Source organism: Silvania sp., assembly GCF_051656365.1.
Lineage (GTDB): Bacteria > Pseudomonadota > Gammaproteobacteria > Enterobacterales > Enterobacteriaceae > Enterobacter > Enterobacter hatchlandensis.
In genome coordinates this window covers 1-21372 of record NZ_JBOGBT010000023.1, presented here as the reverse complement: position 1 = coordinate 21372, position 21372 = coordinate 1, and the positions used below count along the sequence as shown (strand labels likewise).

Here is a 21372-nt window from a genome sequence, read left to right as displayed (position 1 = left end):
ATGACGCACTAACGCCTGCCGTTAGTGCGCTGATTATCTCTGAGAACTTCAATTGCGGTCTGCATGGCGATTTTATTATCCCTTCTTTGTTGCTTGTCCTGCATCACCTGGAGGTACTCAAGCAACGTCCGGGTGTTAATCGGCCTGCCCTGTTTACCTACAGCCAGCACGGCTTCACCAAGGATAATTTTCACTGGCGGCAGTTGTGCCGGATACCAGTCAAGGGTGTCTTCTGATTTCATTATAAATTCCTTATGGGAATGTATTCTATCATAATTAACCTTTCCGATCTTCGGGTATCACATTCTGATTTAGTCATAAACCCACACAACATAGTCATAGAGTTCTTATGTAAAGGTCTATAATAAGTATTGCACAAACGGATTCTGGCATTTCAAAGAGTGACCGAGACATGTTGCCTGCACGTTGTCAGCGTGTTTAGGTTTCAGAGGTTGACTGCATCGTACGAGTAAATGACAACGAAACGATAAAGTTACAGTACCGTTGTGTTGTTGCCGTTATAAAGGTAAAACGCATGAAGACAAAAAAAGTTGTCTTTATCGAAGGGGATATCATTTGTAGCCGCGTATCAGGAGAGACAGGTAACCCTTTCTGTATTCATATGATTCGATTCAAAAATGGCAAATATGCCATCATTCGGGCTGCTTCAGGGATATGTTTCAAACCCGGCGAAATTATTCAACGAGCCGACAGCGAATGGTTGTGTGGCTATGGAAAAATTCGTCTTCTTCCCTTTGAATATCTCAACGAGGAAGAGTCCAGAAGACAATTTATTGAATGTGATTAATATTTCATGAAGATTATGATTGTTGCATGCCACTCTTTTTTTTGGGTATGTCGTATGGGTATCCGTCGCCTGTAAGTTTCAAAATTTAAAAAATACCGACTGGTTTCATTCAGATGAACGTAATTTCCGCTTCATGCCCTGACATTTTCGACCGGCTTTTTAGGCTCGTTACTCCGGCTGCATTTTTCTGTTCCAGCCAAATGTGTCAGCGCAGGGTGCTAACCATTGCCGGATAGCGATATTGCATGCCAGCGTCTGGGGGTCGAGAAGGCGTGCCCCGAAATTGGCGTGCCGCAGGAAGTTTACCTCTAAGCACTGCTCCAGTTGCCCAACCAGCAGCGGAAAATCCATAAGGCTGGGCAGTCGAGGCCACTTAATCAGCTTGCGGTAGCGCAGTTGCTCCGACTCGATGCGCAAGTCATCATTCGGGCGCCACTGAATGTTAAACAGCTTGTCATGACGCGACAGGTCCACCAACCAGTTCCCGTTGGATGGGATGCACAGATCCAGTTTCAGGCTTTCAGGCCTCAGCTTGTTGCGCTTATAAAACCAGTGCTCGGGCGGTTCGTTGGTCAGGTCGACGGAACACCCACTGTATGACAGCTCGGCGACACCGAAGCGGGCAAACCAGTCGGCGACGTCGGGATGGGTAGAATGGTCGAACATATTTGGCATGCTCCTGAGAAAGCATCAGATAGAACAGCAGTTTACCGATCATAGCAGGCCAATCAAATCCCTTTTGCGGGCTATTTCGTGCCCCCAGGCGGACAATGAAGGTACGCGCACAGGCTTACCGGCGTTCCTCATATTTGCTGCGTTTATGCTGATAAAGCAATTCATCGGCTTTCAGCATCGCTACTTCCAGCGTATCTTTTGGTAGCAGCTGATATGCCCCCCAGGAAAATGCCACGAGTTTATCCGGATCGATCGCGTGTAACTGTTCCTGCGTACGGGTAATAACATCACGGGATCTATTCAGGGAATTATCGATAAGAACCACACAGAATTCATCGCCCCCCAGCCGTATACCATAGTCACTTTTACGAATGGCATTCAGCAGTGCCTGTCCCAGTATCTGTATGGCTTTATCGCCCATATGATGGCCAAGAGAATCATTGATTCTTTTGAGTCCATCACAGTCAATGGCGATGACCGTGACGGGGATATTTCTTTCAACGAGTGAGCGGATTTTATGTTCCAGCTCCGGCGTAATCACTTTTCTGTTATACAGTCCCGTCATCGCATCTGTCACGTTATCCCTGGAAAGCGACTCCTGTCTGATTAACTGCTTACGGGCATAACGACACATTATCCAGGTTACCGTGATGTAAAGCACTAATAACCATAAATTGGCAATGATGACGTAGATAGCATCCAGCTTCACATGGACGGTGTAGTTCTGGGTTAGTCTGTCTTCGTAGCTGAATAAACCATAAGATTGGATGTAGGGTTTATGGAAAAAAATACGCGCGCGGGTTTCATTATCAGTGACATATAAAGAGAGGAACTGCCATAAAAACGGGCGATCGACCGTTTTAAACGAAACCACAAGATCGTTAATATTGATATCGGTGATAAGAATGCCCTTCACCTTATCGCCCAGAAATACCGGGGTAAGCATGCTAATGATGTTATTTTGTGTATACCCGTCCTGATAAATATGGGACAGCGTACTTTCCCCGTTAAGCAGATCATGTAGTGCGTTGTCATCAATGGAGATGGTGTGAGCACTGCGCGCGATATTGATCGTGCCGTTATTGCCAATCAGCCAGTTTTTGAACCTGTAGTCTTTTGTATTAACCAGTTGATTAATATAAATGTAGTCATAAGAAAGGTCTAAGTAGTACCGCATGTTCCTGAATCGGTATCCGGTATAATTTGAAAAACTGTACTTCGATAAAGCCGCGCTTTCAGCCGTGTGAATAACCGATAGCTCGCTAATATCACCAGCCCATTGTTCACACGATTTATTACGGGTTTGCAGGGTACCACTCAGGTTGGTCAATTTTTTTCCCAGCAGATTGAATCCGTAAATATCGCCTTCCTTTTCAAGGTGCTGGCAAATTGCTGCTCGTTCACTGTTGGCGCTTGGCGCAGACACCGTTTTGCTATAAAACGCCCGTGAAAGCCGGGTGGCAATATTTTGGTTAATCGACTCTTCATGGAAAAGCGCCGATTTACCGTTTTCAGCGACATATCCCATATAGTTCTGTAAGTCGTGCGCCTCACGGACGGCCAGCGTAATGAAAAGGGTGCTGGTACAAACCACGATTAAAATAATGGCACTGAAATACTTTTGTCTGAACAATATGGATAACTCCCTGTCGTCCCACACGGAAATAGCCGTTAGTATAGCATCAATCAATCTGTTCCGGCTGGGAGCACATTTCCCTCTGGTGCCGAATAGCCAGGATCCTATTACAGGTGTTGTTCATGCCAGATAGCAAATGGTATTGCGGCGAAAATGCTGGAAATAAACTCGCTCGTTTGTGTCGCTACATCTTTAACACATGCGTGTTTTCCGCTGTGCATCGCCGATAAGCCATTGCACCGTCGCACTCACGAAACGTTCGACAAACCCCGAGCTGAATTATAAAGCGGAGCCAGCTACGATGACGTAAGCGACATGGTCATTCATAAACTAGAGGAGCATCCGTACTTCGCTCATAGGTGCCTTCAGCTCAGTCAGTTTGCCCGCTTTATGTCCTTAACAGGATGACGCAAATACATAGTCTGCACCACGAGTACGATGTATGTCAGACTGAAGGGGACACGCTTAGTGAGTAAAATACACATCTGGGTATTGACGATGCTCCTCAGGTAATCCGTTATCGTATTTGGGGATTAGGTTCGGTTTGGTAAACTGAAGCGCTCCCTCCCCCAAGCACAGTGCAAAGCTGCAACGCATGTTAAGATTACACTGTAAATACATACAGATTGTCTTTGTGATACACTTACGGAGGTAATCAAATTCGGATCCAGGATTGAATTTAAATGAGTAGAATTAATAAGTTAAAAGTCATTGACTTGTTTTGTGGTGCTGGCGGGTTATCCTGCGGTTTCATGAAAGGTAAAAATGGCGCTCATTTTGAAAGCGTCCTGGCCCTTGATAATGATAAGGCTGCCATCAGAACATACAATGCTAACTTTGGTGGGCACGGTATCGTGGCTAACATTGAGGAATGGATTACTGTAAACACAATTCCCGAGGCGGATATTGTTATCGGTGGGCCGCCGTGCCAGGGATTCAGCTTACTTAACAAGAATCGTGAAGGCGACCACCGGCGTGCGCTGTGGGAACCCTACATGGATATTATTGAGCAATCATCGGCATCTGTCTTTGTGATGGAGAACGTGCCGGGGCTCTTATCAAGTGATGAGTTCCAGGACATCCGCGATCGTGCAGAGGGTATGGGGTTCCTTCTCCTGAATCCCTGCGTACTGAATACGGCTGATTACGGTGCCCCTCAGACACGTAAACGTGCCATTGCCATTGGTATTAAAAAGGACCGCTTCCTGCTGCTGGATAACATTCCTGCATTCCCTCCGACACCCTCCCACCGAAATCCGAACAAGGAAGGGGACTTGCCTGCGTGGCTGACAGTCCGTGAATTCATTGATGATTTACCTGAGCCTGTCGGAACAGAAGTGCGGGACGTTCCACCGCCTCTGGATTTGCACTTTGGCAGAAACCCGACAGCGCTTTCTCAGGAACGTTATCGTGCGGTTCCGGTAGGCGGGAATCGGTTCGATTTGCAAAAAAACAGACCGGATATCACACCTGCATGCTGGATTAAAAAAACGTCAGGCGGGACAGATCTCTTTGGTCGGTTGTGGTGGGAGCGCCCTTCGGTTACGATCCGCACGGAGTTTTTTAAGCCGGAGAAAGGGCGTTATCTTCATCCGGAAGCACATCGTCCTATCACTCATCGTGAGGCAGCCCGTCTGATGAGTTTCCCGGACGACTTTACGTTTGTGGGAACAAAAACGGAGATCGCAAGGCAGATTGGTAATGCTGTTCCGCCGGTATTTGCTCAAAAAATTGCATCCTATGTTCTCAACTTAATGGAATATCTGATCAAAAATGGCGAGAAGATCGAAGAAGAGCGAACCGGAAACGCTGCGTAAACAGCTTCTGGCACTGATTGCTGATTTTGAGCAAAAGCTCACGGATGACACCCTCAGGGAACAGGTGCTCACGCTTGTTCCTGCCAACCATTTATTGCGAGATTTAGGCAGCTCACTGCTTAATGAAGAGAACTGCAAATCTGCCCGTGACCGGATCCTTGCGTATCTTTTCAAATATCCTCGCGTCGTTATTCACGGTGACGAACTCATGGTCGTCGCGGGGATCAGTGAGTATGCCCGCAGGATCAGGGAGTTGCGAGTGCAGTTCGGCTGGCCCGTGTTGAGTGGAACCACGCTCAGGGAAATGATTGAACAGCAGGAAATTACGCTGGAAGAACTCCAGGCTGACTCTCTCAACCTCCTCAAAACGGACGTGTATGCCCTGATGTCCGCAGAGCAGGACAGAGAAGCGGCGTTGCGCTGGAATGAAGCCAATGTTCTTAGACGCAGCAAAATATCGACAAAAGATAAAATACTCTCATACCTACGCAAGAACGTTGGCCGTCCGGTATCGGGCGAAGAGTTACGTTATCTGGCAAACGACAGTAAGGAATGGGCTCGTCGTACACGTGAGCTGCGAACGGAAGAGGGCTGGCCAATTGCCACCAAGAATTCAGGCCGACCAGAGCTTGAAGTGGGAGCCTATCTACTCGAGGAAGATCGTCAGGCTGAAGTACATGACCGGAAAATTCCTGACCCTGTCCGCGTAGCGGTGCTCGAGCGCGATCATCATTCCTGCCGAAATTGTGGCTGGTCACATGCCCGTAAAACAGCGAATGATCCTCGCACCTTCCTTGAGTTGCATCATATTGAGCGCCATGCTGACGGCGGTGAAAATACGCTGGATAACTTAATTACGCTCTGCAATGTGTGCCATGACGAGGTTCATCGTCGGTATATTTCCGGAGAGTATCTGCTCGATTTGCTTAAGCAACAGCACTAAGCAGGTAATGCAGGTCGTGAGACATAGTCATGGAGTCGACCGTGCGTATCGCTATTTAGCGGTAACTGAGGAGCAAATCGCCTCAGCGATTTGGCTATTAAAAATATCCAATAATTGAATCCGAAGCCGTCAACGATCTTCATCAACATAAGGTTCGAGCCGTTTGATGCCTGTGAGAAGGGGCCTCATCCCATATGTGGGCTTTACACGTCCGTCAGGTATTAATTATTGGAGGCAGGATACTTATTTTCGTTTTGGAAGAAATGTAAAAACTGAGTGGTTTGCTCATTCATGATGTCAATAGCCACCTGGTGCTCCGTTTTTTTTTACTTAATGCCGATGATGTGCAGTAGTCTCCAATACAGTCCCTGAACGATTCGGTGGTGTTTGGGGTAATGATTGTATGATCGTTCTCTTCAGGAGCAGCCTTTACGGCTGGAACGTCGTGCTGCGGGGTTCACTACTTCCAGTCGTTCTTGCATTTTTAAATATCGTTGAAGAACTGCAGTCAAAAAGTCAGGATAAATTAACTTTATTATCTAGGTTGGCCTTGGTGTCGAAAGCCCAAAATTAGCAAGCATGTTTTTGGTATACCTTTCGATACCCATCCGTCCCGCGCTTTAGTTAATCTCTGCTGCTCGCTCACAACGCCGATCCTCATCGAAAAGTTCAACGCAATTTAACACACTGCCTGCTACCGCTTTTTACTGAGGATAACCCTCCAGGGTTCGCAATAATTCCGCCAACCTACGATCCAGTTCCCCCAGCGACTCAGCCGAAACTCCCGACAGGATCTCCCTTTCATTCTCGACGTGCTTGTCGACCGCACGGTCGATTAGCGCCAGCCCCTCAGGCGTTAGCTGCACCAGCATACTGCGTGCATCATTCGTGTTCGCCTGCCGACTGATTAACCCTCTCGATTCCAGACGTTTAAGGCGGTGCGTCATGGTGCCCGAGGTCACCATTAACGTGGAAAACAGTTCCGTTGGGCTCAGGCTGTAGGGCGCGCCCGCGCGGCGCAGCGTCGCCAGCATATCGAACTCCCACGTACAAAGTTCAAACGTCGCAAACGTGGATTCCAGCCGCTGTTCCAGCAGCGCGGTGCAGCGCTTTATGCGTCCAATCGGCCCCATCGGGCTGCAGTCCAGGTCAGGTCGTTCGCGCTGCCACTGGGCAAGAATGGCATCAACGGCATCATGGGACGGTTTAGTGGGATTGTTCATTTATCTTGACTTCAAGTTAATTGCTCGACAGACTGATTTTATCTTGAATTGAAGGTAAGTGCAAAATTATGGAATCGACATTTTCTCTTTCTTACTGGCGTGACGTGCTGCTGACGGCGCTGGCCCCGGCTATCTGGGGATCAACCTACATCGTGACAACGCAGCTTCTGCCGCCGGACAGGCCCTTTACGGCGGCGCTGATCCGGGTGCTTCCGGCCGGGATTTTGCTGCTGCTGTTCACGTTGCGCCTGCCTGCGTATCGTGACCTCGGGCGACTGCTGATCCTTAGCGCACTCAATATTGGCGTGTTTCAGGCGCTGCTGTTTGTGGCGGCCTATCGCTTGCCCGGTGGTCTGGCCGCCGTGCTTGGGGCGATCCAGCCGCTTCTGGTGATGGTGCTGATCTGGACGGTCGACCGCCGCGCGCCGCACAAAATCACGCTGTGGGCCGCGCTGGTGGGGGTCGTCGGGATGGCTGTATTGCTGCTATCACCTCAGACCGTTTTTGAACCTGTCGGGATAGCAGCGGCGTTGCTGGGGGCTTGCTGCATGGCAACCGGGGTCTGGTTAACGCGTCGCTGGCAGATCGATATGCCGGTGATGGCGCTGACCGGCTGGCAGCTGGTGTTGGGCGGATTGATGTTAGCGCCTGCTGTGTGGCTGTTCGACGCACCGCTTCCCACCCTCACCGCTACACAATATGCCGCTTACACTTATCTCAGCCTGGCCGGGGCGTTTGTGGCGTACGGCCTGTGGTTTCGCGGCATCACTCGTCTGCCGGGGGTGGCGGTGGCGTCACTGGGATTACTCAGCCCGTTAACCGCGGTGCTGCTCGGCTGGATAATCCTGTCCCAGGCCCTCAGCAGCACCGCGTTTGTTGGGCTCGCCATCGTGCTGATCAGCGTTTTAGTTGTGCAGCGCTCCTCAATGCGCGCGCGTTAACGTGAGCCACGCTTGTTCTTCAGAAATCCCAGTCCTTATCTTCGGTCTCGACCGTTTTGCCCATGACGTACGAGGAGCCAGATCCGGAGAAGAAGTCGTGGTTTTCATCGGCGTTCGGCGACAATGCTGCGAGGATCGCCGGGTTGACCTCGGCCATCTCCGGCGGGAACAGCGCCTCGTAGCCAAGGTTCATCAGCGCTTTATTGGCGTTGTAGCAGAGGAAGGCTTTTACATCATCTTCCCAGCCCGTTCCGGCGTACAGCTCGTCGGTGTAACTCAGCTCGTTGTCATACAGGTCCATCAGCAGATCGAGGGCAAAACCTTTCAGCGCCTCGCGCTCGGCTTCGCTGACTTTCTCGAGCCCTTTCTGGTACTTATAGCCGATGTAGTACCCGTGCACCGCTTCATCCCGGATGATCAGACGGATCAGGTCGGCGGTGTTGGTCAGCTTGCCCCGGCTCGACATGTACATCGGCAGCCAGAAGCCGGAGTAGAACAGGAACGATTCCAGAAACACACTGGCGATTTTCTTCTTTAACGGCTCATCGGCGCGATAATGCTCCAGCACCCGCACGGCTTTGCGCTGCAGGGAAGGGCTCTCTTCACTCCAGAGATAGGCCGCATCCACATCCTGCGTCTGGCACAAGGTGGAAAAAATCGAGCTGTACGAGCGGGCGTGTACCGCCTCCATAAAGCTGATATTGGACATCACCGCCTCTTCGTGCGGCGTCAGGGCATCCGCCATCAGCGCCGGAGCGCCGACGGTATTTTGCACCGTGTCGAGCAGGGTCAGGCCGGTAAACACCCGGATGGTCAGCTGCTGTTCGGCGTGGCTCAGGGCCTGCCAAGCCGGGATGTCATTCGACAGGGGCACTTTCTCCGGCAGCCAGAAGTTGCTGGTAAGACGGTTCCAGACCTCCAGGTCTTTATCATCTTCAATCTTGTTCCAGTTAACGGCACGGACGAGCGACGGTTGCATCTTTTCTCCTTACAGCGCGCAGGACACGCAGCCTTCTGTTTCTGTGCCTTCCAGCGCAAGCTGACGCAGGCGAATGTAGTACAGGGTCTTGATCCCTTTCTTCCAGGCGTAAATCTGCGCCCGGTTGATGTCGCGGGTGGTGGCGGTATCCGGGAAGAAAAGCGTCAGCGACAGCCCCTGGTCGACATGTCTGGTCGCCTCGGCGTAGGTATCGATAATTTTTTCCGGGCCGATCTCATAGGCATCCTGATACAGGGCCAGGTTCTCGTTGGTCATAAACGGGGCAGGGTAGTAAACGCGCCCGGTTTTGCCCTCTTTGCGGATCTCGATTTTCGAGACGATAGGGTGAATGCTCGAGGTGGCGTGGTTGATGTACGAAATCGATCCGGTGGGCGGCACCGCCTGTAAATTCTGGTTATAGATGCCGTGCTGCATCACGTCGTCACGCAGCTGCTGCCACATGGCACGCGTCGGCAGGCTGACGCCGGCGCGGGCGAACAGGGCGCGCACTTTCTCGGTTTTCGGCTGCCAGTCGCTTTCCAGATATTGATTAAAATAGGCCCCGCTGGCGTAGCGCGACTGGTCAAAGCCCGCGAAGCGCTGGCCTCGCTCGCGCGCCAGCATCATCGAGGTATGCAGCGCATGCCAGGTGATGGTGTAGAAATAGAGGTTGGTGAAGTCCAGTCCCTCCGGGCTGCCGTAGGCAATGCCTTCTCGCGCCAGATAGCCGTGCAGGTTCATCTGCCCCAGCCCGATGGCGTGTGAGGCGGCGTTCCCGGCTTCCACCGAGGGTACGCTGCGGATGTGGCTCATGTCCGATACCGCCGACAGGCCGCGCACGGCGGTTTCGACGGTGCGGCCAAAGTCCGGTGAATCCATGGTGTGGGCAATGTTCAGCGAGCCGAGGTTACAGGAGATGTCCTTGCCGATTGCCGCGTAGTCGAGGTTCTCGTCATAGGTTGAGGCGCTGTTGACCTGCAAAATCTCCGAGCACAGGTTGCTCATGTTGATCCGCCCGGCAATCGGGTTGGCGCGGTTTACCGTGTCTTCATACATGATGTACGGGTAGCCAGACTCAAACTGGATCTCCGCCAGCCGCTGGAAAAAGTCCCGGGCGTTGAGCCAGGTTTTACGGATACGCGCGTCGGCCACCAGCGCCTCATACAGCTCGCTAATCGCCACGTCGCCAAACGGCTTGCCGTAAATGCGCTCCACGTCATAGGGCGAGAACAGCGCCATCTCGGCGTTCTCTTTGGCCAGCCGGAAGGTGACATCCGGGATCACCACCCCCAGCGACAGGGTTTTGATGCGGATCTTCTCGTCGGCGTTTTCACGTTTGGTATCGAGAAAGCGCATGATGTCCGGGTGATGGGCGTGCAGATACACCGCCCCGGCCCCCTGGCGGGCACCGAGCTGGTTGGCGTATGAGAAGGCATCTTCCAGCATTTTCATCACCGGGATCACCCCGGAGGACTGGTTCTCAATCCGTTTGATCGGCGCACCGGCTTCGCGCAGGTTGGAGAGCAAAAACGCCACGCCGCCGCCGCGTTTGGAGAGCTGCAGCGCCGAGTTCACGGCGCGGCCAATCGACTCCATATTGTCTTCGATGCGCAGCAGGAAGCAGGAGACCAGCTCCCCGCGCTGGGCTTTGCCGCAGTTGAGGAAGGTGGGCGTCGCGGGCTGAAAACGTCCGGCCAGCATCTCGTCGGTCAGCTGGCGGGCGAGGATCTCATCCCCCTGCGCCAGGGTCAGGGCTACCATCACCACCCGGTCTTCAAAGTGTTCCAGGTAACGCTTGCCGTCGAAGGTTTTCAGCGTGTAGCTGGTGTAAAACTTCCACGCACCGAGGAAGGTCTGGAAACGAAAACCGCTGGCGTGGGCGTGGGCAAACAGGCTCAGCACAAAGTCGCCGTCGAAGCGCGACAGCACCCGGGCGTCGTAATAGCTCTCGCTGACCAGATAGTCGAGACGCGCCTGCGGGCTGGCAAAGGTCACGCTGTTGGGATAGACGTGGGCGCTAAAAAAGGCATCTACCGCCTCGTGGTCTTTAGCAAACTGGATGCGCCCCTCGCGATCGTACAGGTTGAGCATGGCGTTGAGGGCATGGAAATCCATCGATGCCTGTATCACGCGCTCTGCGGTTGTCGTTGCCAAAATTCGTTCACTCCTTTACGCACGTTGTCGACGTCCTGTTGGGTCCCCATCAGCTCGAAGCGATAGAGGTACGGCACGCCGCATTTCTGCGAAATAACATCCCCGGCGCGGCAGAATGCCTCGCCGAAATTACGGTTCCCGGCGGCAATCACGCCGCGGATGAGCGCCCGGTTATGTGGGTCGTTGAGAAAGCGGATCGCCTGACGCGGCACCGCCCCGGCCGTTCCGCCGCCGCCATAGCTGGGCACCACCAGAATAAAGGGCTCGTCTACCTGAATGCGTTCCCGCTCGTTCAGCGGGATCCGCACGGCGGGCAGTCCGACGCGGCCGATAAAGCGGTGCGTATTTTCGGAGCTGCTGGAGAAGTAGACGATCAGGCTCATGCGTGCGCGGCCTGCGCCTGAAGGCGGTTAATCATGTCCGGACGAAACCCCGACCAGCTGGTTTCACCGGCCATCACCACGGGTAACTGACGAAAACCCTGCGCCCGCAGCGTCTCGGCGGCGTCCGGCTCCAGGTCAACGTTGACCATCTCAAAAGCCACGCCACGGCTCTCCATCGCGCGTTTGGTGGCATGGCACTGCACGCAGTCATTACGAGTGTAAATAATAATACGCATGATTCGTATTTCCATTTAGAATGAGGATCCGGCGCGATTAAACGCGTCGATTTGGGTCTGTGCTGATAGAGAGAATACTAGATGTAGATATCTTAAGTTTCAACCATACAATATATGGGAATTTTGGGTTGACTGAGGCCAGGTCAGGTATGATGCGGGATGGCGAGGTTTTGAAGGCGAAAACTAAGAAGAAAAAGAAAAAAGCATGCCAAACTTACAGCGGGCACCTATGTCCGGCTGTAAATCGCTGAGGTGTTTCCTGGAGGTGGGGCGAGGCGCAGGGATGCGCGGAGAGGGCGGATTTACAGGGATGTTTCCCCTCCCCCAGGAGGAGAGGGGACCGTTCGTGCAAAGGTAATTACTTACGCATACTCAGCAGCGCACCAATAAATATCCCCACAGCCGCTACCGTCCCCACGGCGCACAATGGTCGCTCGCGGATAAACGTATTCGCACAACCTATCGCATCACACGCCGCTTGCTTAGCTTGTGAACGCCCCTGCATCCGCGCACGCGTCTCGCGCAGCAGCGACTTAGCCTTACGTCTGGCGTCCTCAGCTTCGCCCTTCGCATCCGAACCCCAGGATTTCAGTACAGATTCCAGCGTGTCCGCTAATTTACTGACATCGTTACGAATATCCTGAACGTCGTTATCTACATCGTTTTTATTAAGTCGATTAAACATACGGTGCTCCCTTGATTTGCGGTAATACTCAGTTTAGACCAGCTTTTTAATCTCTGAAGCGAGTCACGACTTATCAGGGCGTTTATGGATTTATCTGAAAGCCCTGCTATTGCTGAATACGTTAAGGTTGCCCCGCAGGAATGATAACGAGGATTCAATATGTATTTACGACCCGATGAAGTGGCGCGTGAACTTGAAAAAGCGGGATTTACCGTGGATGTGGTAACCCATAAAGCCTACGGCTACCGTCGCGGGGATAATTACGTTTACGTCAACCGGGAAGCCCGGTTGGGGCGCATGGCGCTGATTATTCATCCCACGCTGAAAGACCGCAGTATTTCCTACGCGGAACCGGCGTCAGAGATGAAAACCAGCGACCACTATCAGCAGTTCCCGCTCTACTTGGGCGGATTAGGCGGTGAGACGCATCAGCATTATGGCATCCCGCACGGTTTTAGCTCTCGCATGGCGCTGGAGCGTTTTCTGACAGGCCTGTTTGGCGAATCGCAGTAACCACGCGACTGGCTATTTGTGCCAGTCCGCGCCCTACGCTTTGACCTGATGATACTGGCTGACTTTGAACAGTCGGCGACAGTAGTCGAGGAAATACCCATACACCGCGCCCATCAGCATTGAGACCACGATGTTGGAACTCACCGCTGCGGCGATCTGGTGCCAGTCCGCGCCCACCGTCAGCAAAATCGCCACGTACACCGGCGACTGAAACGTGACATACGCCAGAATATCCGCCAGATTTTTCATCCAGCCTGCCGGGCTGTAGCGCCGGGCCAGGCGCATGATCGCGTCGCGGTAAAAGCCGTAAGGCCAGGCAATCAGGATATTCACCGGTACGGCCACCAGTCGCGACGAGAGCGACTGCTCAAAGGACATCCCGGAGAGGAAGATTTCAATCAGCATGTTCACCACCGAACAGTAGACCACCATCGCGAAGGTATCCGCGACCGCGTGGCGCAGGCGAGACTGCCGTGAAAACATGTCCTGACTCCTTGAGTGAAATAGAGGGGTAGTGCATTAATTTGCTTAATTTTTCACGCATAGAGTATATCGCTGGATTGAAACGCACAATTAGCGATAAATTTTTATTTAAGCGCAGTTTGCCCACGAAATACTCCGCACGAAGCGGTTTTGCTTCCCGGGCGTTATTTTGTCTCTGATCTTTGGTTTTTTCGTTGGTAAACAGTGGGATATGCGGAGGGGTAAAACAGGGGGTTTACAGAGCGGGCGGATGTTTCCGCCCGAGATTCTTAGCAGACGCCAAAATCACCGTCTTCTTTATACAGCGAAACATCAGCTGCTTTCAGGGTGTATTTGTCGCCCTGCTCATTACTGGCCTGCACCGCCACAATCTGATCCTCATGCACTTCGATGACTTTCAGTTTTGGTCCGCCCATACGCGGCTGCACAAGATCGCCTACAGAAAACATAGTTACCTCCTTCGGATTGTTGTGCTCTTAACATAGCCCAGGCGTGGGTTGGGGTACAGCGTCAGGGGGCAGACTACTCCTGAATCGCTACAATCAGCCTGTGTAAAGAGGGTAAAGGAGGGTAAAAGCGGGCGAAAAGGGTGGCATGCCTGCGTAAACTCACTACGCTTAAAGTATAAAACCTCTTTTTATACAATGACCTGACTGCTTGCATGGAGAATATATGGGCTTCTGGCGTATCGTAATCACTATTCTGTTACCCCCTCTTGGCGTGCTGATGGGCAAAGGCTTTGGCTGGGCGTTTATCCTCAACATCGTCCTGACGCTTCTGGGCTACATTCCCGGCCTTATCCACGCGTTCTGGGTACAGAGCCGCAGCTAAGCCCGCCACAGTAAATCCTGATAAATGTCGGTCAGCACGCCCTGCGGGGCAAACTGCTGTTTGATCCAGCGGGTGACCTGACCGGTCGCCGCATGCTGCGTGGCGAGCAGCATGCGCGAGTCCTGGCGGGTGTTATTGATCCGTCTCGTCACCAGCAATCCCTTTTCAACTGCCTCGCGCGCCATATGCTCCGGTAAAAAACCGATCCCCTCGCCCAAAATCTGACACTGGCACTTGGTATTAAAATCCGGAACCAGGATCGCCTCCTGGCCGTGCAGCAGCCAGCCGACTTTCTTATTGATGGTGTGGGCGGTGTCTTCCACCATGATGTTAGGGTACAGCCGCAGCTGGCTCTCGGCCAGCGGCTCCGGGGCCAGCGCCAGCGGATGGTCCGGGGCGATGGCAAACACCCAGCGGATGGCACCAATCTCCGTGTAATCAATGCCGCCGCCGTCCAGCAGCGTGTCCGGGGCGCCAATCGCAATGTTCGCCTGATTATTGATGATCGAATCCCAGACCCCGTTATACACCTCGGTGGTTACGGTTATCTGGCAGGTAGGGAACTGCTTTTTCATCACCTGCAGCAGACGAGCGGTGTGGCGTGGGGTGTAGAGCAGCTGGTTTATGCAGATCCGCACCCGCGTCTCGATCCCCTGCGAGATGGTGTCGATCCCGCGCTTGATGGCGTGAAAGTCATTCAGCAGGTCAATGGCTTTACGGTAGAAGTAGAAGCCCGATTCGGTCAGTTCGATGCTGCGGGTATTGCGCACAAACAGCACCACGTCGAGGCCGGTCTCCATCCGTTTGATGGTGTAACTGATGGCTGAGGTGGTCACCCCCAGCTCCCCGGCGGCTTTGCTGAAGCTGCCAAAACGCGCCGCGGTGGTGAAAGCCAGCAGATTCTCTTCGGTAAAGATGGAATTCATATTACGGCTCCTGGCAGTCATCAGTTTTGAACATATTTTAACAGCGCGGTTACAACTCATTTGAAGCCGGTCACAGTTCTGCATATTTGTGGCGAGCCGCGCAGCGCAAGGCCTGCGCAGCCATAAGCATAATGCAGTTTAGCGGCCTAAAACGCGGTTAAACATAAGGAAAAGGTTGCACAGACGCACATTTTGGCTGAACTGTTAAATTTAACTCAACAATGAAACTCCTGTCGATGAATCCTTTTTAAGCGGATTCTTTTCTGACCAGGCGGTTGCTATGCTCAGTCCATCAGAAAGGAAAACCAGGAGTGTGGATATGTCTACCAATGAACTCGTTACTGAATTTCTGTTTGCTGCTGAACAGGGTGATACCGACGCGCTAAAAGCCTGTCTCGATAAAGGGGTGGATATCAATGCCACCAACCGCCAGAAAAGAACCGCCATTATTATTGCCAGCCTGAATAAACAGTACCCTTGCGTGGAACTGCTGATTGCCGCCGGGGCCAATATCGACCAGCAGGATCAGACCTGTTTCAATCCGTTCTTAATTAGCTGCCTGACCAACGATCTGACGCTATTGCGCCTGGTGTTGCCCGCCAACCCGGATCTGGATCGCCTGACGCGCTTTGGCGGCGTGGGCATTACCCCTGCCAGCGAAAAAGGCCATCTCGAAGTGGTGCAGGCGCTGCTGACCCACACCGACATTAACGTCAACCACACCAACTTTGTCGGCTGGACGCCGCTGCTGGAAGCCATCGTCTTAAATGACGGCGGTGCCCGCCAGCAGGAGATTGTGAAGCTGCTGCTGGACCACGGCGCCAACCCGCACATGACCGACAAATACGGCAAATCCCCGCTCGAACTGGCCCGTGAAAAAGGCTTCAACGAGATTGCCGATCTGCTGATCGCCGCAGGCGCGTAATACCCCCGGCCAGCCGATTCGCACTGGCCGGAAATAACAAAAAGTCTGTTTTCCCATCATGCCTTCGGGCGTGATGTGGCCCCCTTTTGCCCGCATCCAGGAGGACGTAATGCCCACCAAAATCGTGATAAAAAAGAATACCTATTTTGATTCTGTTTCGCTGATGTCAGTCTCCACCAAAGCCAATAAATTGCCCGGCGTGGAGCAGGCATTTGTCGCCATGGCGACAGAAATGAACAAAGGCGTGCTGAAAAATCTCGGTCTGCTGACCCCGGAATTAGCCGAGGCCAAAAATGGCGACCTGATGATCGTTATTAAAGGCGAAGCCGCCAACGACGAAACCCTGGCCGCCATCGAGGCGCTGTTCACCCGCAAAGAGAGCGCGGGCAGCCACGAATCACGCTATGCCACCCTCGCCAGCGCTAAAACCCATCGCCCGGACAGCAATCTGGCGGTGATCTCGGTCAACGGCACCTTTGCCGCCCGCGAGGCGCGCCAGGCGCTGGAAAACGACCTCAACGTGATGCTGTTTTCCGATAACGTGTCGCTGGATGACGAACTGGCGCTCAAGCAGCTGGCGCACGAGAAAGGGCTGCTGATGATGGGCCCGGACTGCGGCACCGCCATTATTAACGGCGCAGGCCTGTGCTTCGCCAACGCGGTACGCCGTGGGCCGATTGGCATCGTCGGCGCGTCCGGCACCGGCAGCCAGGAGCTGAGCGCGCGTATTCATGAATTCGGCGGCGGCATCTCCCAGCTGATCGGCACCGGCGGTCGCGATCTGAGCGAGAAAATCGGCGGGCTGATGATGCTCGACGCCATTGCGATGCTGGAGGCCGACGACGCCACCCAGGCGATCGTGCTGATCTCTAAACCACCCGCGCCGGCAGTGGCCGAGAAAGTGCTGGCCCGCGCCCGCACCTGCCGCAAACCGGTAATCGCTTGTTTCTTAGGCCGCAACCCGCAGCCTGCTGATGAAGACGGCCTGCAGTTTGCCCGCGGTACCAAAGAGGCGGCGCTGAAGGCGGTGCTACTCACCGGCATCAAAAAAGAGTCGCTGGATCTGCATCCGCTCAACTGGCCGCTGATCGAAGAGGTGCGCGCCCGCCTGACTCCGCAGCAGAAGTACATCCGCGGACTGTTCTGCGGCGGCACCCTGTGCGATGAAGCGATGTTCGCGGCGCTGGAGAAATTCGACGACGTCTACAGCAACATCCAGCCGGATCCAACCAGACGCTTAGCCGACATCAACGTCAGCCAGGCGCACACTTTCCTCGACTTTGGCGATGACGATTTCACCAACGGCAAACCGCACCCGATGATCGACCCGACCAACCGCATCAGCCGCCTGCTGCAGGAGGCACGCGACCCACAAGTGGGGGTGATCGTGATGGACTTCGTGCTCGGGTTCGGCTCGCACGAAGATCCGGTCGGGGTGATGATCGACGCCATTAAAGAAGCGCAGGCCATCGCGAAGGCCGACAACCGTCCGCTGGAAATTCTCGGCTACGTACTCGGCACCGATCTGGATACGCCGTCGCTCAGCCAGCAGTGCCAGCTGCTGACTGATGCAGGCGTGATCTGGGCCAGCAGCAGTACCAATACCGGATTACTGGCACGTGAATTTGTCTGTAAAGGGGAGAAAGCCTGATGAAATCGTTATTTAACCAGCCGCTGAATGTCATTAACGTCGGGATTGCCCTGTTCAGCGATGACCTGAAAAAACAGCACGTGCCGGTGACCCATCTCGACTGGACCCCGCCGGGGCAGGGCAATATGCAGGTGGTGGAGGCGCTGGATCAGCTGGCCACCAAACCGCTGGCCGAGAAAATTGCCGCCGCTAACAAAGTGGCGCTGGAGCGCATTATCCAGTCGCATCCGGTGCTGGTGGGCTTCGATCAGGCCATCAACGTGGTGCCGGGCATGACCCGCAGCACCATCCTTCACGCCGGTCCGCCTGTCGCATGGGAGAACATGTGTGGGGCGATGAAAGGGGCGGTGACCGGGGCGCTGGTGTTTGAAGGCTTAGCCAAAGATCTGGACGACGCGGCGCGGCTGGCGGCCTCCGGCGACATCACCTTCTCGCCGTGCCACGAGCACGACTGCGTAGGTTCGATGGCGGGGGTCACGTCGGCGTCGATGTTTATGCACATCGTCGAGAACAAAACCTACGGCAACCGGGCGTTCACCAACCTCAGCGAGCAGATGGCGAAGATCCTGCGCATGGGCGCCAACGACCAGAGCGTGATCGACCGTCTGAACTGGATGCGTGACGTGCTCGGCCCGATGCTGCGCGACGCCATGAAAATCATCGGCGAAATCGACCTGCGCTTGATGCTGGCTCAGGCGCTGCACATGGGCGACGAGTGCCATAACCGTAACAACGCGGGCACCACGCTGCTGATTCAGGCGTTAACCCCTGGGCTGATCCAGGCCGGGTACCCGGTAGAGCAGCAGCGCCAGGTGTTTGAGTTTGTCGCCAGCAGCGACTACTTCTCCGGCCCGACGTGGATGGCGATGTGTAAAGCCGCGCTGGATGCCGCCCACGGCATCGAGTACAGCACCGTGGTCACCACCATGGCGCGCAACGGCTACGAGTTCGGCCTTAGGATCTCCGGCCTGCCGGGGCAGTGGTTTACCGGTCCGGCGCAGCAGGTGATTGGCCCGATGTTCGCGGGCTACCGACCGGAAGACTCCGGGCTGGATATCGGCGACAGCGCGATCACTGAAACCTACGGCATCGGCGGCTTTGCGATGGCGACGGCCCCGGCAATTGTGGCGCTGGTGGGCGGCACGGTGGACGAAGCTGTCGACTTCTCGCGCCAGATGCGTGAAATCACCCTCGGCGAAAACCCGAACGTCACCATTCCGCTGCTGTCGTTTATGGGCATCCCGACCGCTATCGATATCACCAAAGTGGCGGGCAGCGGCATTCTACCGGTGATCAACACCGCCATTGCGCACAAAGATGCCGGGATCGGCATGATTGGCGCAGGCATTGTCCATCCGCCATTCAGCTGTTTTGAAAAGGCGCTGTTAACGTTCCGCGATCGCTACATCCTGTAAGGTAAGCATCCATGAAAAGCATGAAACTGGAGTGGAAAAGAGGTGACTGGGCGGCGTACTTCGGGTTGATGACCAACAACCTGACGAACCTGCTGACCATGATGGGGCTGCTCATTTTTGTCGTCGGCATCCCGAAAGAGATTGTGTATGGACGTATTGCGCCGGCCTTCGGGCTGGCGGTGCTGGTGGCGAGCGTCTGCTACGCGTGGTTTGGCTTGCAGATGGCGCGCCAGACCGGGCGTAACGACGTCACCGCGCTGCCGTCCGGGCCGAGCGCGCCGTCGATTTTTACCGTGACCTTCCTGGTGCTGATGCCGGTGTATCAGCAAACCGGCGATGCGGACTTTGCGATCCAGATTGGCCTGGTGTGGTGCTTCGTTGAAGCGATGATCCTCGCGGGCGGTTCGTTCCTCGGCGAGACCATCCGCAAGATGATCCCGCGTACCGTGCTGCTGTCGTGCCTGTCCGGTCTGGGTCTGCTGCTGCTGGCGATGAACCCGATGCTGCAGGCGTTCGAAGCGCCGACCGTGTCGTTTATCGTCCTGCTGCTGATCTTCATCAACTGGTTTGGCAAAAAGCCGATCTTCGCCCGCATCCCGACCGGCCTGCTGCTGCTGATCGCCGGGACCGCGCTGGCGTGGATCTCCGGTCTGCAGAGCCCGGACGCCATCAAAGCCTCGATGTCGTCGTTCGGCTTTAACCCGCCGGAAGTGCACATCGACAGCTTTATGCAGGGTCTGCCGCACGCGCTGCCGTACCTCGCATCTGCCGTTCCGCTGGGGCTGGCGAACTACATCTTTGACCTGGAAAACATCGAAAGCGCCCACGCGGCAGGGGATGAATATCCGACGCGCAAAGTGATGCTGGCCAACGGCCTGGCGTCGATGCTCGGCTGCCTGATGGGTAACCCGTTCCCGGTCACAGTGTACGTTGGCCACGCGGGCTGGAAAGCGATGGGTGCCAGCATCGGCTACACGCTGGCCTCCGGCGTCACCATGTTCATCGTGCCGCTGTTCGGGCTCGGGGCCTTTATGCTCGCCATTATCCCGATGACCGCCATCGTGCCGATCCTGGTATTTATCGGGGTAGTGACCGCCAACCAGGTGGTGAGGGAAACGCCCAAAATAGAGGTACCCGTCATCTTTATCTGTCTGTTCCCGTGGATCGCCAACTGGGCGCTCACCATGATGAACAGCGTGATGGCGGCGGCGGGTACCAACGCGGGAAAAATCGGTCTCGATGTGCTGCACAGCAAAGGCATCTACTACGAGGGCTTGATGCACCTGGGTAACGGCGCACCGCTCGCCAGTATGCTGTGGGGCTGTATCGCCATCTTCTCGATCATCAACAAACCGTTACGTGGCGCTATTGCTGCGGCCACGGGGGCACTGCTGGCGCTGTTCGGCGTGATCCACGCTCCGGTGGTCGGTTTTGCCGAAGGCAGCTCGCTCACCTTCGTGACGGCCTACCTGATGATGGGCGGCATGTTTGTACTTAAGCATGTACTGGATAGCCGTGAAGTGGCGCGGGCAGGAGCGCCGGTTTCTGAGTCCTGATAATGCCTGATGCCCTCACCCTAACCCTCTCCCACAGGGAGAGGGGACTTCTTTTCTCCCTCTCCCGTGGGGAGAGGGCCGGGGTGAGGGGCCCAGACCGCACCACATTAAGGAAAACAGATGAAAGAACTCATGGTCGTCGCCATCGGCGGCAACAGCATTATCAAAGATAACGCCAGCCAGTCGATTGAACATCAGGCCCAGGCGGTGAAAGCGGTCGCGGAATCGGTGCTCGAAATGCTGGCCTCCGACTACGATATCGTGCTCACCCACGGCAATGGCCCGCAGGTGGGGCTGGATCTGCGTCGCGCCGAGATCGCTCACGAGCGCGAAGGGCTGCCGCTGACCCCGCTGGCCAACTGCGTGGCGGATACTCAGGGCGGGATCGGCTATCTGATCCAGCAGGCGTTAAACAATAAGCTGGCCGCGCGCGGCGAGCAGAAAGCGGTGACGGTGGTAACCCAGGTCGAAGTGGACAAAAACGATCCGGGCTTCGCCCAACCGACCAAGCCCATCGGCGCGTTCTTTAGCGAAACGCAGCGCGATGAACTGCAACGCGCCCATCCGGACTGGCACTTTGTTGAAGATGCCG

The 21372-nt window shown here is 54.7% G+C and carries 23 protein-coding genes; 11 read left to right on the top strand and 12 right to left on the bottom strand.

What is annotated here, in order from left to right; genetic code table 11:
- Positions 1-8 precede the first annotated feature (8 nt).
- Positions 9-242 carry a hypothetical protein gene (locus tag ACRDD5_RS04115; protein WP_438676016.1) on the bottom strand — a complete coding sequence of 78 codons (234 nt, stop codon included), beginning with the start codon at positions 240-242 and terminating at the stop codon, positions 9-11.
- 293 nt (positions 243-535) lie between these two features.
- Here ACRDD5_RS04115 and ACRDD5_RS04110 point away from each other — a divergent pair, with 293 nt between their 5' ends.
- On the top strand, positions 536-808 hold the full coding sequence (locus ACRDD5_RS04110) for a hypothetical protein (RefSeq protein ID WP_438676015.1): 273 nt from the start codon (positions 536-538) through the stop codon (positions 806-808).
- A gap of 168 nt (positions 809-976) precedes the next feature.
- Here the strand turns inward: ACRDD5_RS04110 and ACRDD5_RS04105 are convergent, their stop codons facing one another.
- Positions 977-1474, bottom strand: coding sequence for a hypothetical protein (locus ACRDD5_RS04105; RefSeq protein ID WP_438676014.1), 498 nt, complete (start codon positions 1472-1474; stop codon positions 977-979).
- A gap of 124 nt (positions 1475-1598) precedes the next feature.
- A complete protein-coding gene (gene dgcJ, locus ACRDD5_RS04100) occupies positions 1599-3116 on the bottom strand; it encodes a diguanylate cyclase DgcJ (protein ID WP_438676013.1) in 1518 nt (505 codons plus the stop codon).
- Between the two features lie 686 nt (positions 3117-3802).
- Between dgcJ and ACRDD5_RS04095 the strand changes: the two genes are divergently transcribed.
- Both ACRDD5_RS04095 and ACRDD5_RS04090 read left to right on the top strand, forming a co-directional pair.
- Positions 3803-4936 (top strand): DNA cytosine methyltransferase, encoded by a 1134-nt coding sequence (locus tag ACRDD5_RS04095; protein ID WP_438676012.1) that lies wholly within the window; start codon positions 3803-3805, stop codon positions 4934-4936.
- Positions 4893-5879 (top strand): HNH endonuclease, encoded by a 987-nt coding sequence (locus ACRDD5_RS04090; RefSeq protein ID WP_438676011.1) that lies wholly within the window; start codon positions 4893-4895, stop codon positions 5877-5879. Before ACRDD5_RS04095 ends, ACRDD5_RS04090 begins: the two co-directional genes overlap by 44 nt.
- 704 nt (positions 5880-6583) lie before the next feature.
- On the opposite strand, the gene ACRDD5_RS04085 is transcribed toward ACRDD5_RS04090, so the two are convergent.
- A complete protein-coding gene (locus ACRDD5_RS04085; RefSeq protein ID WP_438676010.1) occupies positions 6584-7102 on the bottom strand; it encodes a MarR family winged helix-turn-helix transcriptional regulator in 519 nt (172 codons plus the stop codon).
- Between the two features lie 68 nt (positions 7103-7170).
- Here ACRDD5_RS04085 and ACRDD5_RS04080 point away from each other — a divergent pair, with 68 nt between their 5' ends.
- Positions 7171-8043 (top strand): EamA family transporter, encoded by an 873-nt coding sequence (locus ACRDD5_RS04080; RefSeq protein ID WP_438676009.1) that lies wholly within the window; start codon positions 7171-7173, stop codon positions 8041-8043.
- Positions 8044-8062: 19 nt separating this feature from the next.
- Here ACRDD5_RS04080 and nrdF read toward each other — a convergent pair whose 3' ends face one another.
- From nrdF to ACRDD5_RS04055, 5 genes are all read right to left on the bottom strand, one after another.
- A complete protein-coding gene (gene nrdF / locus ACRDD5_RS04075; RefSeq protein WP_271281937.1) occupies positions 8063-9022 on the bottom strand; it encodes a class 1b ribonucleoside-diphosphate reductase subunit beta in 960 nt (319 codons plus the stop codon).
- Positions 9023-9031: 9 nt separating this feature from the next.
- On the bottom strand, positions 9032-11176 hold the full coding sequence (gene nrdE, locus ACRDD5_RS04070; protein ID WP_438676008.1) for a class 1b ribonucleoside-diphosphate reductase subunit alpha: 2145 nt from the start codon (positions 11174-11176) through the stop codon (positions 9032-9034).
- Positions 11149-11559, bottom strand: coding sequence for a class Ib ribonucleoside-diphosphate reductase assembly flavoprotein NrdI (gene nrdI / locus ACRDD5_RS04065; RefSeq protein ID WP_271281939.1), 411 nt, complete (start codon positions 11557-11559; stop codon positions 11149-11151). Before nrdI ends, nrdE begins: the two co-directional genes overlap by 28 nt.
- Positions 11556-11795 (bottom strand): glutaredoxin-like protein NrdH, encoded by a 240-nt coding sequence (nrdH, locus tag ACRDD5_RS04060; protein ID WP_271281940.1) that lies wholly within the window; start codon positions 11793-11795, stop codon positions 11556-11558. Before nrdH ends, nrdI begins: the two co-directional genes overlap by 4 nt.
- A 358-nt stretch (positions 11796-12153) precedes the next feature.
- The gene (locus ACRDD5_RS04055) at positions 12154-12480 is read right to left on the bottom strand and encodes a DUF883 domain-containing protein (protein ID WP_271281941.1); all 327 of its coding nucleotides are present in this window, start codon (positions 12478-12480) and stop codon (positions 12154-12156) included.
- Positions 12481-12639: 159 nt separating this feature from the next.
- Here ACRDD5_RS04055 and ACRDD5_RS04050 point away from each other — a divergent pair, with 159 nt between their 5' ends.
- Complete coding sequence (locus ACRDD5_RS04050) at positions 12640-12993, top strand: DUF2002 family protein (protein ID WP_271281942.1); 354 nt, start codon at positions 12640-12642, stop codon at positions 12991-12993.
- Between the two features lie 33 nt (positions 12994-13026).
- Here the strand turns inward: ACRDD5_RS04050 and alaE are convergent, their stop codons facing one another.
- On the bottom strand, positions 13027-13476 hold the full coding sequence (gene alaE, locus ACRDD5_RS04045; RefSeq protein WP_271267368.1) for an L-alanine exporter AlaE: 450 nt from the start codon (positions 13474-13476) through the stop codon (positions 13027-13029).
- 269 nt (positions 13477-13745) lie between these two features.
- A complete protein-coding gene (locus ACRDD5_RS04040; protein WP_438676007.1) occupies positions 13746-13925 on the bottom strand; it encodes a hypothetical protein in 180 nt (59 codons plus the stop codon).
- Between the two features lie 223 nt (positions 13926-14148).
- Here ACRDD5_RS04040 and ACRDD5_RS04035 point away from each other — a divergent pair, with 223 nt between their 5' ends.
- On the top strand, positions 14149-14307 hold the full coding sequence (locus ACRDD5_RS04035; protein WP_271281944.1) for a YqaE/Pmp3 family membrane protein: 159 nt from the start codon (positions 14149-14151) through the stop codon (positions 14305-14307).
- Here ACRDD5_RS04035 and ACRDD5_RS04030 read toward each other — a convergent pair.
- Complete coding sequence (locus ACRDD5_RS04030) at positions 14304-15233, bottom strand: LysR substrate-binding domain-containing protein (protein ID WP_438676006.1); 930 nt, start codon at positions 15231-15233, stop codon at positions 14304-14306. The genes ACRDD5_RS04035 and ACRDD5_RS04030 overlap by 4 nt on opposite strands.
- 319 nt (positions 15234-15552) lie before the next feature.
- On the opposite strand from ACRDD5_RS04030, the gene ACRDD5_RS04025 reads away from it, so the two are divergent.
- The 5 genes from ACRDD5_RS04025 to ACRDD5_RS04005 form a co-directional block, all read left to right on the top strand.
- Positions 15553-16158, top strand: coding sequence for an ankyrin repeat domain-containing protein (locus tag ACRDD5_RS04025; protein ID WP_271281946.1), 606 nt, complete (start codon positions 15553-15555; stop codon positions 16156-16158).
- 109 nt (positions 16159-16267) lie between these two features.
- A complete protein-coding gene (fdrA, locus tag ACRDD5_RS04020; protein ID WP_438676005.1) occupies positions 16268-17809 on the top strand; it encodes an acyl-CoA synthetase FdrA in 1542 nt (513 codons plus the stop codon).
- Positions 17806-19224, top strand: a complete 1419-nt coding sequence (locus tag ACRDD5_RS04015) for an oxamate carbamoyltransferase subunit AllG family protein (protein ID WP_438676043.1) — start codon at positions 17806-17808, stop codon at positions 19222-19224. The genes fdrA and ACRDD5_RS04015 overlap by 4 nt, the downstream gene beginning before the upstream one ends.
- A gap of 11 nt (positions 19225-19235) precedes the next feature.
- Positions 19236-20780 (top strand): xanthine permease, encoded by a 1545-nt coding sequence (locus ACRDD5_RS04010; protein WP_438676004.1) that lies wholly within the window; start codon positions 19236-19238, stop codon positions 20778-20780.
- A 120-nt stretch (positions 20781-20900) separates the two neighbouring features.
- The coding region (locus ACRDD5_RS04005; protein WP_438676003.1) for a carbamate kinase at positions 20901-21372 on the top strand (472 nt) is incomplete at its 3' end.